This window comes from Megalodesulfovibrio gigas DSM 1382 = ATCC 19364 (genome assembly GCF_000468495.1).
Taxonomy (GTDB): Bacteria; Desulfobacterota; Desulfovibrionia; order Desulfovibrionales; family Desulfovibrionaceae; genus Megalodesulfovibrio; species Megalodesulfovibrio gigas.
This window is the reverse complement of sequence record NC_022444.1, coordinates 75,866-89,664: the sequence shown is the minus strand read 5'-3', so window position 1 is coordinate 89,664 and position 13,799 is coordinate 75,866. Positions and strand designations below refer to the sequence as shown.

The following is a 13,799-nucleotide window of genomic DNA, read 5'->3' as shown; positions in this document are numbered from 1 at the left end:
TTCGGGGGAAGAACCTTTCTTCAGAAAGGTTTTCCCCCGGGAGTTCTTTTCAAAAACACGTTGCCCTACAGATAGCCCAGGTCCTGCAACTGCCTGGCAATGGCGGCTTCCTCTTCGGCGGAAAGCTGCCGGCCTTCCGTCGCCTGGGCCGAGGCGGTGTCGATGGTTGCGGCCTGCCCGTCTTCCAGGGCCTCCAGGAGCACGCGGCCTTCCATGTGTGCCGGCACGGCCTCGCCCAGCAGGTGCAGCAGGGTGGGGGCCACGTCGGGGATGTTGGCCTGGGGCAGGCTGGCGTGGCGCACGCCGGGGCCGTGCAGCACCAGGATGCCGAACTGCTCGTGCCGGCCGCTCCATTTGTGGGCCAGGAACAGGCCGCCGTCAAAGCGCTCGTTAAAGCGCAGCAACTCGTTGGGGACGATGATCTGATAGCCGCGGGCGCATGCCACCAGCAGATCCGGGGCATGCTCGGCCGCCACGCCGGTGAACAGCTCCGCCCGCCGCCGCACCGCGGTGATGACCCGTTCGCCGGTTCTGGGATCCACGAGCCTGGGCAGTTCGGCGATGAGGGCGCGTTCCACCTCGTCCCGTCGGGCCTGATCCATGATGGCAGTGTTCAGGTAGATGCCGCCGCTTACGCCTTCGGAAATGGCCGTGGTCCGTTCCCAGTCCACCAGTTCCAGGAAGCGGTCGCGCATGACCTGCTGCCCCCGGGCGATGAACCTGCGGATGTGTCCAGCCAGCCGTTCGGGCAGCAGTCGCTTGGCCAGCAGCTTGAGAGGGGACGGATCCTGGTGGTGCTTCCCGGCGGCCAGCACGGCGTGGAGATCCTGCTTGAGGACCAGGAATCCCTGGTCCATCAACCATTTGTTCAGGAAAATGGTGGTGTGCAGGGGGCCTGCGCCATGGTCCGAGACCATGCACAGCCGCGTGCCCTCCGGCGCGGCGGCCAGCAGGCGGCCCAGGGCGGCATCCAGGGCGACATAGACCTGGCCGATGGCATCGCCCAGGGTGGCATGCTCGGGGTGGCTGGGGTCGAGATATTTCCAATAGTAATGCTGCACCCGGTCCGAATCGATGAACACGCTGGTCAGCAGATCCCACGGCCGCGACTGCATCATGTGTCGGGTGAGGGTCTCCTGATTGTGGATGTTCTGGAGAATGTGCTGCAGATACGTGGACGGGTCTGCATGCGAGGTCGGCTCCAGGGCCGGCGTTCCGGTCAGGCGCAGCACCTCTGCAGCCAGCTCCGGGGGGTGGACCCTGTCCTGCGCCTCGCCGGCGGTGAACATGCCGGTGTACACAAAGCCGTGCGTCAGCTTGTCCGGCGGCCAGGTCATGGGGATGTTCAGGGCGCCGGAGGGGCGGCCGCGATCGTCCAGGATTTTGAAGATGGTGGGCGCGGTGCGCATGCCGGCATGGACCATGCGCAGCGTCCTGTGCGTGGCGTCGTAGCGGAAGGCGTCGAAAATGCCATGGCTGCCGGGGTGCACGCCGGTCATGAAGGAGGACCAGGCCACCGGCGTCACCGCCGGGGTGGTGGAGTTCAACGGCGCATGCATGCCCTCGGCCAGCAGCCGGGCCATGGTGGGCATGCGGCCGGCGTCCACCAGGGGTTTGATGATGTCGAAGGTGGCACCGTCCCAGCCGATGACCAGGATTTTTGAATCAGTCATTGGATGCAGCTCCACGAATCGGCGGCCGTGCGCGTCGCAGCGTCCGCAGTTGTTTGATTTCCTGCCAGGGCAGCGCCCCGGATCCCACCAGCAGCCCGCAGTACGTGGCCGCGCCGGCCAGGAAGGCCAGGACCTTGGAAACAGGCGCCACCACATGCAGCACGCCCCAGGCGCAGGCCAGGGCCAGCGGCAGCAGCAGCGCCAGCCGGCCGGGCCGCGGCGCAACCAGGGCCCGGGCCGTGCACCAAGTGGAAAGACCGGCCAGCAGCACATAGCTGGCCAGGGCCACCCAGGCGGCGGATTCCCAACCCAGGGTGGCCACCGCCAGCCAGGCCCCGCCGGCGCACAGCACCAGGGTGACGCCGGTGTACAGGGTGGCGGTCTTCTGCTTGTCCATGGCCACCAGAATGTTCATGTGCAGCAGATCCAGGGCCAGGGGCGTGATGGCCCAGGCCATCCACTGGAACACGGGCACGCCGGGCACATAGCGGGCGCCGAAGCACAGCAGGATCAGATCCTCGGCAAAAAAGGCCAGCGCCAGGGACACCCCAGGCCCCCAGGCCAGCGTGTAGCGGAAGAACAGTTGATACAGCCGCTCGGCCCCGGCACGGTCGTGCAGCATGAGCCGGGCAAACACCGGAAAGCTCGCCAGCATGATTGCCTGGGGCACCAGCCCGAAACGCAGGATGAAATCGTGCGGCAGCTGGAACCAGGCCACGGCCTCCGGCCCTTCCATCCATTTGACGATGAGGGTGGACACGCGCACCAGGTTGCGGTTGAAAAACACACCCAGCCCCACCACCACCGCCACGGACAGCATGGACTTGACCAGCGCCGCCGAGGGCATGGCCGGGGCGATGAAGCGTCGGGCGCACACTGCCCAGGAAAGCACCACCTGCAGCATCAGGGAGGCGGTGACCCCGCCGAACAGGGCCAGGAATCCCCAGTCCAGCCAGATGGCCAGCCCCACCAGCACCAGGGCGGTCAGACTCTGCGCCAGGGTGAGCACGGGCTCCCAGATCATCCGTTCATAGGCCTGAAAGGCCGCGCCGGACAGCATGGCCAGGGAGCGGCAGGCCTCCCCCGTGGCGCAGAGCAGGGTGGCCAGCATGATTTCCCGTGGCGCATCCGTCAGCACATCCGCCAGCACAAGCCCCAGGATGGCCACCAGACACAGAATGGACCGCAGCACCAGCCCGGCCCCCAGATGCCGGGCGGCGTGGGTGCGGTCCCGGGCCATCTCCTTGATGATGGTCTGCTGCAGGCCGAAATAGGTCATGGCCATGGTGGAGGCGGCCAGGGTCGTGATGTAGCCGAACTCGCCGTACCGGGCCACGGGCAGATAGCGCGCCACACCGGCCAGCAGCAGAAACCCCACGGCCAGTTGCATCACCCTGGCAAGCATGACGAACAGGGAGTTGGAAAGAATGGATCGGCCGTGCTCGCCAGCAACGGGCGGGGCAGGCAGTGGCGGATGGGGTGGCATTTGGGCGGAACCTCGCATGATGTCTCATCTTACGGCAGAATCCCGTCTTCGTCCAGGGCTGCCGGTACGAAAAACCCCCCGGCTGCCGAAGCGGCCGGGGGGCTGGCGCGTGAGTGAGGAGGAATGGGCAGGGCGGATTATTTCTGGACCGGCCCCTAAAGTTATTCCCGCGGTTCCCGATGAAACTAGCCGATAAGCTGCAGAGCAAGCCGTGGCAGCGAGTTGGCCTGAGACAACATGGCCACTGCGGACTGCGTCAGGATCTGCTGGCGCACAAACTCCGTCATTTCCAGGGAGACGTCCACATCGCTGATGCGGGACTCTGCGGACTGCAGATTTTCAACCTGCACCTGCAGGTTGGTGATGGTGTTCTGCAGGCGGTTCTGCAGCGCGCCCAGGTTGGCGCGGATNCTGGATTTCCAGGTTGGTGATGGTGTTCTGCAGGCGGTTCTGCAGCGCGCCCAGGTTGGCGCGGATCTTGTCCTTGGATGTGATGGCTGTCTTCAACGCCTCCAACGCCTTCTGGGCAGAGTCCTGGGTGGAGATGGAGAAGCCGTCGCCGGCGACGGACTGGTTGCCCACGCCCAGGGAAGAAGCAGTGGCGGATTCGATCTTGATGTAGTAGTAGTCTTCCGCAGAGTCGTTGTCCGAACCAAAGTGGACCTTGAGCCGACCAGTGGAAACCATGCTGGTGCCCACATGCGTGTCGCTGGAAAGATTGCCGTTAAGCAGGTACAGGCCGTTGTAATCCGTGGCGTTGGCGATTCGCGTGATTTCCGAAGCCATGGCCTGGTATTCGGAATCGATGATCAGCCGCTGGTCGGACGTGTACGTGCCGGTGGCGGCCTGTTCGGCGAGCTCCTTCATGCGGATGAGCTTTTCATCGATGACGCCCAGGGCTCCGTCCGCAGTCTGGATCAGAGAAATGGCGTCGTTGGCGTTGCGCACCCCCTGGTTCAGGGAGGCGATATCACCGCGCATGAGTTCGCGAATGGCCAGACCGGCTGCGTCGTCGGCGGCAGAGTTCACCCGAAGGCCGGAAGAGAGACGCTCCACCGAGGTTCCAAGAGCACTGTACGCCTTGCTGAGGTTCAGCGAAGCCTTTGCCGCCATCATGTTGTTGTTAATGGTCAGAGACATAGTCATTCCTCCTTGAATTGCATGGCATCCTTGCCGAGGGGAACTTGGCCTGCGCCGCGGTGGTGCGCGGCGAGGGCCTGCGGGCGGGGCGCGATTCCCGGCCGTTTTCAGAGTCTCCCCTCCCCACTCGCTGCTCTTATCGGCCGGATGAGGCTTGCTTCTTTAGGGGATGACGTATACTTCAGCACGGGAACATGCAGATGCCCGTGTGGCAGACAGGCAGTTGTGGAGGATTTTTTCATGATGAAGACAGCATGCGTGATGCGTCTGCGCCAGGTGCTTCTCCCGGCGGGTGTTCTGATGTGTCTTGTGGGAAGCACGCTTTCCCTCTCCGGGTGTGCCTGGCCGTTCGGCGAATCCCCTGATCCGGCCTCGCAGCAGGCGACTGAGGACGAGCAGAACCGCACGGCCGAAGCCGCCGCCCCGCAGACGGAAGCGGCCATGCCTCAGGCGGTCAAGCAGCCGGTGGTGCAGGAGACTCCCAAGACTCCCCCGCAGGAAACGCCGCCCCCGACACTCCCGGCCCCCCCGGCACCTGTTGCAGCCGTGCCCACCGCCGCGGGCGATCTGGTGTTCCTCAATGTCAACGAGTTGCTCGCCGCCTCGGCGCAGGCGGAAAAGGCCGGCAAGTTCCTGGGCGACATCGAACCGTTCGATGCCTTCCCCTTCCTGGACGGCGCAGACACCGTGGGCCGCGCCTTCAAGGCCGGACCCAAGGGCGAGCTGATGGTCAAGTATTTCGCCTTCCATGTGCCGGGCAAGAGCTTCGACCGCAGGGTCTACGGCTATCTGGTGGACGCCGGCAACGGCCGCGTGTTCGGCCATTTCGATACCGACGCCGACGGCATATTCGACGCCCACACCCTGGAACCGTCCTTGCGGTTTGACCTGTACGAAAAGGTCAAGCCCGGGCAGTAGCATGCAGGCGTTCATTCTTGCGGCGGCGCTGGGGCTGATCCTGACCCTGGCGCTGCCGCTTTCGAGCTTCGCCGGCACCCTGAAGAATATGGATCGACAGGTGTACACCTACGCGGTGCACTGGGACGATCTGGAGCCTGCCGCACGCGGCGAGATAAAGCCCAACGAAACCGTGGTGCTGCGTAATGCCACGGGCTACATTGAGCTGGTGAACAAGCGCGACTCCATTTACATGCGCTACGACGAGGCCATCCTTATTCAGGGGGCCATCCTGCGCAGTCCGACGCATCCCATCGAAGATTAAGGCAACGTCCTTTTTGAGAGGAGTTCTCGGGGGAAAACCTTTCTGAAGAAAGGNGCACCGTGTCCAGTGGCTCGCCGGTGCGCCATCGCGTGCGGATGTCCGTGGCGCACACGGGCAGGCGGCCGCACTCCAGATACCACAGCAGCTTCCCCGGCGGCTCGGCCTTGCGCCAGCACCATGGCGTGTCCGGCAGGGGCGATTTTACGCGGGCATAGCGCCCCAGCGCGCCGGATTCCAACACCTGGGCCACCTGATCGGCCTCGTCCTCCTCGCGGGGATGCACGGCCAGGTGGGCCAGCGAATTGATGCGCAGGCCGTCCTTCCAGGTGGGCAGGGTGGGCAGGTCGATGGAGCCCATCAGAAAGATGATCTCCCAGCCCGGCAGCTCGGCGGCGTATTCCCGCAGGGTGTCGATGGTGTAGGACGGGCCGGCGCGGCGGCCTTCGCGATCCTCGATGCGCAGGCCGGAAAGCCCGGCGTCCTGCATGGCCAGTCGGGTCAGGGTTACGCGCAGGTCGAAGGGCAGCAGGCCGCGGCGGGGCTTGTGCGGCGGCGCAGCGGCCGGGAGCACGTCCAGGCGGGTCAACCCCAGCAGTTCCCAGGCGTGGCGGGCCTGCAGCACATGGCCCACGTGGGGCGGGTTGAAGGAACCGCCCAGGATGCCCAGCCGCGGCGCCTCGTCGGAAAAGGGCAGGGCAGGGGACAGCGGCGACAGGCCGGCCGGATCTTTCGTGCCAATAAGTTGGGAGTACTTTGGAATCACAATAAAAAGTCTTTGGAAAGGGGGTTCGGGGGAAAGCCTTTCTGCAGAAAGGTTTTCCCCCGAGAGTGCTTTTCAAAAACAACGTGCTCTAGCCGCGGGTCTGGCCCTGGCCCAGGACCACGAATTTGGTGCTGGTCAGCTCGGTCGCGCCCATGGGGCCGTAGGCGTGCAGTTTGGAGGTGGAGATGCCGATCTCCGCGCCCAGGCCCAGCTCGCCGCCATCGTTGAAACGCGAGGAGGCGTTGGCCGCCACCATGGAGGCGTCCGCCTCGCGCAGAAAGCGCATGACGGTGTCATGATCCCGCGAGCAGATCACTTCCGTGTGGTTGGAACCGTACGCGGCGATGTGGTCCAGGGCGGCATCCATGGAATCCACCACCTTCACGGCCATGATGAGGGCATGGAACTCCTGGCCCCAGTCCGCGGGCTGGGCCGGCACGGCCGTGGCGCCCAGCAGGGGCAGGGCCCTGGGGCAGGCGCGGAACTCCACGCCCATGCCGCCCAGCTTCTTGGCCAGCATGGGCAGGAAGGCCTCGGCTACGTCGGCATGCACCAGGGTCGCCTCCAGGGCGTTGCACACGCCGGGGCGCTGGCACTTGCCGTTGTAGACGATGGCCAGGGCCTGCTCCAGATCCGCTGCCTTGTCCACATAGCAATGGCAGACGCCCTGGTAATGCTTGAGCACGGGCATGGTGGCCGCCTGGGTGACGGCGCGCACCAGCCCCTCACCGCCGCGGGGGATCATCACATCAATGTATTGATCCATCTTGCACAACGCGGTCACGGCGGCGCGGTCCGTGGTGGCCACCACCTGGGCGCAGTCCGCGGGCAGGCCCACGGTGTCCAGGGCCTCATGCAGCAGGGCGGCCAGGGCCAGATTGGAATGAATGGCCTCGGAGCCGCCGCGCAAAATCACCGCATTGCCGGCCTTCAGGCAGAGCACGGCGGAATCCACGGTGACATTGGGGCGGGACTCGAAAATCATGGCCACCACGCCCAGGGGGATGCGCATCTTGCCCACCATGATGCCATTGGGCCGCTTCCACATGGTCTCGATGGCCCCCACGGGATCGGACTGGGCAGCCACGTCCTCGCAGGCCTTGGCCATGGCTTCCACCACGCCGTCGGTGAGGCGCAGACGGTCCATGCGCGGGGCGTCCATGCCGGCGGCGTCGGCGGCAACGAGGTCCTTGCGGTTGGCCTGGGCGATGACATCGCCGCGGGTGCGCAGCAGCTGGGCCAGCTGCAGGAGGGCCCTGTTCTTGAGGGCCGGGGAAGCGGCGGCCAGCACACGGGCGGCGGCAGTGGCCCTGCGGCCGATGGCCTCCATCTGGGCGGCGATGTCGTGGGCGGCGTCCATGGGTCCTCCGTAAGAAAAGTTGTATTTTCAGTGGGTTGATTGGTGGGCTGTCGGTCGGCGGCAGAAAGGTGACAATTTTGTACAAAGCGAGCAAGTCAAGATGGATGCGTGTAAGACTGGGCAGAAAACCAAAACTCTTTTGACATTTCTGTACACCATGACTAGAAGAACGGGTCAGTCCTGGCTGCCGAACGCGGTGGCAAGGCCCTGCCGCGCTGCTGCGCGGTGAGCGTGTGTGTAGCACATCCCGGTCATTCCTCCAAGGAGCGATTTTTCCCATGGCAGAGTCGTCGCGCACTCCTTCGTCCGCTGCTGCTTCCACTCCTGAGACGTCCCAGCGTCCCGGGTCCACTCTCATTTCTTTCGAAGAGGCGGGCATCCCTCGCGAGCATCCGGCCCTTGTCTGGATACAGAACAATCTCAAGATGCTGGGCGTGGTGATCGCGGTGATCATCCTGGCGGCGGCGGCCATGTCCCTGGCCAAATGGAACAAGGAGACCGCCCGCAAGCAGGCGGCGGAGGTCCTTGGCTCGCTGCTGGTGAACGCCAAGGGCGAGACGGCGGCCGCGGAGCTGGAGGCCTTTGCCCAGGCTGCGCCGGAGCCGGTGCGCACCGGGGCGATGCTCTCCCTGGCCGAGCTGCTCATGGCCAGCGAAGAATACGCCAAGGCGGCGGATGTCTGGGCGGGCATTGCCCTCAAGGCGTCCCAGCCCATGAAGACCACCGCCGGCATTGGCCAGGCGCAGGCCCTGGTGCTGGCTGGCAAGGCCCAGGAGGCCCTGGCCCTGGTGCGCACCCTGGAGCAGGGCGCGCCGGCCAGTTTCGAGAAGTCTCTGTTGCGGCTGAAGGCCCAGGCGGCCGAGGCGGCAGGCGAATACCAGGACGCCATTGCGGCCTGGGCGACCATGATGGAGAAGGAATCCAGCCAGCAGACGGCGTTTTATCGCCAGGTCATGGCCCGGCTTGAGCTGTTGAAGGCTGAGAAGAAATCCTCATAACCCGAGAGCAGGGAGCGTCGCGGAGCATGAGTCATCCCTTGTTGAGCGCAACGGCTGGTGCCGTGGAATTGCTGCTGGGCAACGAAGCCATTGTTCGCGGTGCGCTGGAGGCTGGCATCCAGTGTGTCGCGTGTTATCCGGGCACGCCGTCTTCCGAAGTGCCGGACACCTTCCACCGCATCTCCCTTGCCAGCGGTGAGGCTGCCCCGTACTTTTTCGAGTACTCCACCAACGAGAAGGTGGCCATGGAGGTGGGCGCCGGCGCGGCCCTGGCCGGCGCCATGACCCTGGTGACCATGAAGCACGTGGGCGTGAACGTGGCGGCCGATCCGCTCATGACCCTGGCCTACACCGGCGCGCCCGGCGGGCTGGTGCTGCTGGCTGCGGATGATCCGGGCTGCCATTCCTCGCAGAACGAGCAGGATTCCCGCACCTATGCCCGCCTGGGATTCTTTCCCGTGTTCGAGCCGGCCACCGTGCAGGAATGCAAGGACATGACCCGCGACGCCCTGTTGCTGGCCCGGCGCACGGGCCGGCCGGTGATCCTGCGCACCACCACCCGCGTTTCCCACATGCGCGGCCCCTGCACCTTCGGCCCGTTGCCGGAGCGCACGGAGATCGTGCCATTCCAGAAGGATCCCCGCCGCTTTGTGCCGGTGCCGGCCTTTGCCCGGCCCATGCGTCTGGCCCTGCTGGACCACATGCAGGCCATGGTGACCGAGGCCGATGCATCCACCTGGAACCCCGTGCACGGTCAGGGAGAGACGGCAGTGGTTGCCTCCAGCATCGCCCGGGCCTATCTGCACGATGCCGTGCTGGAGCTGGGCGAGGCGGCGGCCTCCCGGCTGCGCATTCTGGATCTGGGCATGAGTTATCCCCTGCCCGAGGCTGCCATCACCGCCATGCTGCAGGGCTGCCGGCAGCTCCTGGTGCTGGAAGAGCTGGAACCCATGGTGGAGCTGGAAATCCGCGCCATGGCCCAGCGCCTGGGGGTGGACATTCATGTGTTCGGCAAGCTGGATGAGCAGACCGGCGGACAGGCTTTTGCCCGCATCTCTGCCGCCACGGGCCTGCCGCGCTTCGGCGAGTACGATACGCATCTGGTCAAGACGGCGTTGTGCAAGCTCCTGGATCTGCCCCTGCCTGCGGTGCAGGCCTGTGCCCCGGCCCAGGGCCTGCCCATGCGGCCACCGAACCTCTGCGCCGGCTGCTCGCACCGGTCCCTGTATTATGCCGTGCGCCAGGAATTCGGGGACGACGCCATCTATTCCTCGGACATCGGCTGTTACACCCTGGGCCTCCTGCCGCCCCTCAAGGCGGCGGACTTCCTGGTGTGCATGGGCTCGTCCGTCTCGGCCGGCTCGGGCTTTGCCAAGTTTTCGGACAAGCCCGTGCTCGCCTTCATCGGCGATTCCACCTTTTTCCATTCCGGCATCACCGGCCTGCTCAATGCCGTGCACAACCGGCACAACCTGCTGTTGATTATTCTGGACAACCAGACCACGGCCATGACCGGGCACCAGCCACATCCCGGCGCAGACGCCAAGGCCCTGGCCATGGGACAGGCGCAGGTGGCCATTGAGCCCATCGTCAGGAGTCTGGGGGTGGAACAGGTGCTCACCGTGAACCCGGCCCGGCTCAACACCACCCTCAAGGCGTTGCGCGAGCTGCGGGAAATGCCCGGCGTGAAGGTGCTCATCGCCAAGGAGCCGTGCGCGCTCTTTGCCCGGCGGGTGCTCAAGCAGAAGGTGACGGTGGCGGCGGAGGTCAAGGAACAGGGCGAGGCCGTGGATCGCTGCCTGGAAACCCTGGCCTGCCCGGCCTTTGTGCGGACGGATGGCGACGTGGCCGTGGACTCGGAAGCGTGCAGCGGCTGCATGTTCTGCGCGCAGATCGCCCCTTCCATCAAGGCGAAGAAAAAGTAGAGGAGGGAAGGGGATGCACACCATGCGTATTCTGTTGACCGGTGTTGGCGGCCAGGGCACCCTGACGGCCACCACGCTGCTGGCCAAGGCGGCGCTGTTGCGCGGGCTGGATGTGACCTCCGGCGAGGTACACGGCATGGCCCAGCGCGGCGGGGTGGTGGAATCCACCATCCTGCTGGGCGGCCTCAAAAGCCCCCGCGTGGGGCCGGGTGAGGCCGACGTGCTCCTTGGCTTTGAACCCCTGGAAACCTATCGCGCCCTGCCCATGCTGCGGCCGGGCGGGATGGTGGTCTCGTCCACGGATTTCATCGACCCCATGGGCGTCTGCCTGGGCAAGGAAGCGCGGCCGGATCTGGCGACCATCCAGGCGGCAGCCCGGGCATGCGCCGGCGGCTGCCTGTTCCTTTCCTGCCGGACGTTGGGCGAGCAGGCCGGAGCCGTGCAAAGCGGCAACCTGGCCTTGCTGGGCGCAGCGCTGGCCATGCAGTTTTTCCCCTTTGGCCCCGATGCGCTGGAAGATGCGGTGCGCGCCACCCTCAAGCCGGCCATCGCCTCCCTGAACCTCAACGCCATCGCCCTGGGTGTGGAGGCCGCCGCCAGCCAAACGAGCGCATCCCCGGCATTCTGACGGAGGACAGCATGATCGCACACGCCACCCTCGGCAGGGACATGACGCGCGACCTCGCGCCGTATCTGGGCACCTTGCGGCAGATTCTTGCCGGCATGGGGCCGCAGGCGCCGTTTCAGATCAGCCTGAAGAACATCCTGAAAGCCCTGGCGGAAAACCACGGCTTTCAGCGGCCGCATCTGATGATCTTCGACCCCGAAACCCAGCACCTGAAGCTCTCCCTGACGCACGGTCAGGTCAAGAATGCCCAGACCACCTACGAGCCGGGGCAAGGCATCACCGGGCAGGTCTTCACCACGGGCCAGCCCCTGGTGGTGGCACGCATGAAGGAGCATCCGGCCTTTCTGAACAAGGCCTTCGGCCGCAGCGAGACGGAGCTTGCCTCCCTGGCCTTCCTGTGCGTGCCGGTGCTGGCGCCCAATCGGGATCAGGAACACGGGCCGGAAATCATCGGCACCCTCTCCGTGGACACCCCCTGCGACGACCTGGAGATCCTGGAAGCGCAGTGCCGGTTCCTGGAGGTGGTGGCAGGGATGATTGCCACCCTGGCCGCCTATCTGCAGGAGGAGATGGCCCGGCAGCGTCATCTGATGGCCCAGGGCCTGTACTCCAATTCCCAGCTGGAGCACGGCCAGATCGCCGCCAACATCGTCGCCGCCTCCAAAGCCATGCGTCTGGTGCTCAGCCAGACGGCCCAGGTGGGTCCCAGCCGGGCCACGGTACTCTTGCGCGGAGAATCCGGCACGGGCAAGGAACTGCTGGCCGAGGCCATCCACATGGCCAGCCCGCGGCGGGACAGGGCGTTCATCAAGCTCAACTGCGCGGCCCTGCCTTCGGAACTGGTGGAAAGCGAACTCTTCGGCTACCAGAAAGGCGCCTTCACCGGCGCGGTGCAGACCAAAAAGGGCCTGTTCGAGCTGGCGCACCAGGGCACGCTGTTTCTGGATGAAATCGGGGAGCTTTCCACCGGCGCCCAGGCCAAGGTGCTGCGGGCCATCCAGGAGCAGGAAATCCAGCGCCTGGGCAGCGAGCACAGCGTGAGCGTGGATGTGCGGCTGGTGTGCGCCACGCATCAGCCCCTGGAAGAGCTGGTGGAAAAAAGCAAGTTCCGCGAGGACTTGTATTATCGCATCAACGTGTTTCCCATCTTCATCCCCCCCCTCAGGGAGCGCCGGGAAGACGTGCTGCCCCTGGCCGAGCATTTCCTCAGGCAATATGCCGGCGAGTACGCCAAGGAGATCAAACGCATCTCCACCCCGGCCATCGACCTGCTCACGCAGTACCACTGGCCCGGCAACGTCCGCGAACTGAAAAACTGCATCGAACGCGCCGTGCTCATCTGCGATGAGGAAGTCATCCGCACGTATCATATGCCGCCCTCGCTGCAGACGGCGGAAAGCTCCTCCACGGAAAACAACCTCTCCTTCTGCGAGGCCGTGGCCAAGTTCGAGCAGGAAATCCTGGTGGACGCCCTCAAAAAGGCCCGTGGCAACATGCTGCAGGCCGCACGGGACTTGCGCGTGAGCTACCGCATCGTCAATTACAAGGTGAAAAAGTACGGGCTGGACGCCAAGAAGTTCTCCACCCCGCAACGCACCAAGCCCACCTACAGGACATAACCACATGGCCCTCCCGCTGACTCTCGGCGTGGTGCAGCTGGCCTGGGAGGAGAGCGACGCCCGCACCCTGGACAAGGCCTGCGAACTCGTGCGCCAGGCCGCCTCCATGGGCGCGCAGGTGATCTGCCTCCAGGAACTGCTCACCACGCCCTACTTCTGCAAGGACAAGGACCCCGCCTTCTTTGCCCTCGCCCGGCCCCTGGCCGGCCATCCGGACATTGCCCGCCTCTCGGCCCTGGCCGGGGAGCTGGCCGTGGTGCTCCCCGTGAGCTTCTTTGAGCGCGAGGACACCCCCGACGGCCCACGCTATTACAATAGCTGCGTGCTCCTGGATGCCGACGGCGCGGCCAAACCGGTCTATCGCAAGTCCCACATCCCCGATGGCCCGGGATACGAGGAAAAGTTCTACTTTGCCCCGGGAGACACGGGATTCCTGGTGCACAACACCCGCTACGGCAGGGTGGGGGTGGGCATCTGCTGGGATCAATGGTTCCCCGAGGCCGCCCGGGCCATGACCCTGCTGGGCGCGGACGTGCTTCTGTACCCCACGGCCATCGGCTCCGAGCCCGAAGAACCCGGCGTGGACACCCAACCCCATTGGCAACGCGTGATGCAAGGCCACGCCGGCGCCAACCTCACCCCTGTGGTGGCCGCCAATCGCGTGGGCACGGAACACGGCGTCTGCTGCAGTACCACATTCTACGGCACTTCCTTCATCACGGACTATACCGGCGCCATCGCCGCCCAGGCTGACCGTCTGGAAGAGACGGTGCGCACGGTCCGCTTCGACCTGGACGCCCTGCGGGCCCAGAAACGCATCTGGGGCTTTTTCCGCGACCGGCGGCCCGAGTTCTACGGCGCGCTGACGCACACACCGCCTGTTCTGCCCTGATTCCACAGCGTTTGACCGAAAGTTGCTTGACGCCCTTGCTGCATGTCGCGGCAGGGGCGTTTTTTGCATGGACTGCGAAACCAGACACGGCTG

Annotated in this window: 11 protein-coding genes and 1 pseudogene; 7 read left to right on the top strand and 5 right to left on the bottom strand. The window is 65.4% G+C overall.

Features of this window, described 5'->3' with window-relative positions:
- Positions 1-65: 65 nt before the first annotated feature.
- From DGI_RS00405 to DGI_RS00395, 3 genes and pseudogenes are all read right to left on the bottom strand, one after another.
- Entirely contained in the window at positions 66-1,673 is a 1,608-nt protein-coding gene (locus DGI_RS00405; protein WP_021758600.1) for an alkaline phosphatase family protein, read from the bottom strand.
- Positions 1,666-3,159, bottom strand: a complete 1,494-nt coding sequence (locus tag DGI_RS00400; protein ID WP_021758599.1) for a flippase — start codon at positions 3,157-3,159, stop codon at positions 1,666-1,668. Before DGI_RS00400 ends, DGI_RS00405 begins: the two co-directional genes overlap by 8 nt.
- Before the next feature lie 185 nt (positions 3,160-3,344).
- Positions 3,345-4,299 (bottom strand): annotated as a pseudogene (locus tag DGI_RS00395) (flagellin N-terminal helical domain-containing protein).
- 240 nt (positions 4,300-4,539) lie between these two features.
- Here DGI_RS00395 and DGI_RS00390 point away from each other — a divergent pair.
- Together DGI_RS00390 and DGI_RS00385 are read left to right on the top strand one after the other, a co-directional pair.
- On the top strand, positions 4,540-5,217 hold the full coding sequence (locus tag DGI_RS00390; protein WP_021758597.1) for a hypothetical protein: 678 nt from the start codon (positions 4,540-4,542) through the stop codon (positions 5,215-5,217).
- A gap of 1 nt (position 5,218) precedes the next feature.
- A complete protein-coding gene (locus DGI_RS00385; RefSeq protein WP_021758595.1) occupies positions 5,219-5,521 on the top strand; it encodes a hypothetical protein in 303 nt (100 codons plus the stop codon).
- On the opposite strand, the gene DGI_RS00380 is transcribed toward DGI_RS00385, so the two are convergent.
- Positions 5,472-6,284, bottom strand: coding sequence for a nicotinate-nicotinamide nucleotide adenylyltransferase (locus DGI_RS00380; RefSeq protein WP_021758593.1), 813 nt, complete (start codon positions 6,282-6,284; stop codon positions 5,472-5,474). The two genes, DGI_RS00385 and DGI_RS00380, sit on opposite strands and share 50 nt — an antisense overlap.
- An 88-nt stretch (positions 6,285-6,372) precedes the next feature.
- Complete coding sequence (locus tag DGI_RS00375; protein ID WP_021758591.1) at positions 6,373-7,644, bottom strand: glutamate-5-semialdehyde dehydrogenase; 1,272 nt, start codon at positions 7,642-7,644, stop codon at positions 6,373-6,375.
- 278 nt (positions 7,645-7,922) lie between these two features.
- On the opposite strand from DGI_RS00375, the gene DGI_RS00370 reads away from it, so the two are divergent.
- From DGI_RS00370 to DGI_RS00350, 5 genes are read left to right on the top strand one after another with little or no spacing between them, the layout of a single operon-like run.
- On the top strand, positions 7,923-8,642 hold the full coding sequence (locus DGI_RS00370) for a YfgM family protein (RefSeq protein ID WP_144284069.1): 720 nt from the start codon (positions 7,923-7,925) through the stop codon (positions 8,640-8,642).
- A 26-nt stretch (positions 8,643-8,668) separates the two neighbouring features.
- Positions 8,669-10,567 carry an indolepyruvate ferredoxin oxidoreductase subunit alpha gene (gene iorA / locus DGI_RS00365; protein ID WP_021758587.1) on the top strand — a complete coding sequence of 633 codons (1,899 nt, stop codon included), beginning with the start codon at positions 8,669-8,671 and terminating at the stop codon, positions 10,565-10,567.
- Positions 10,568-10,580: 13 nt separating this feature from the next.
- Positions 10,581-11,195 carry an indolepyruvate oxidoreductase subunit beta gene (locus tag DGI_RS00360; RefSeq protein ID WP_027193275.1) on the top strand — a complete coding sequence of 205 codons (615 nt, stop codon included), beginning with the start codon at positions 10,581-10,583 and terminating at the stop codon, positions 11,193-11,195.
- Between the two features lie 11 nt (positions 11,196-11,206).
- Complete coding sequence (locus tag DGI_RS00355) at positions 11,207-12,814, top strand: sigma-54-dependent Fis family transcriptional regulator (RefSeq protein ID WP_169726895.1); 1,608 nt, start codon at positions 11,207-11,209, stop codon at positions 12,812-12,814.
- Between the two features lie 4 nt (positions 12,815-12,818).
- Positions 12,819-13,706, top strand: coding sequence for a carbon-nitrogen hydrolase (locus DGI_RS00350; RefSeq protein WP_021758581.1), 888 nt, complete (start codon positions 12,819-12,821; stop codon positions 13,704-13,706).
- Positions 13,707-13,799 lie beyond the last annotated feature (93 nt).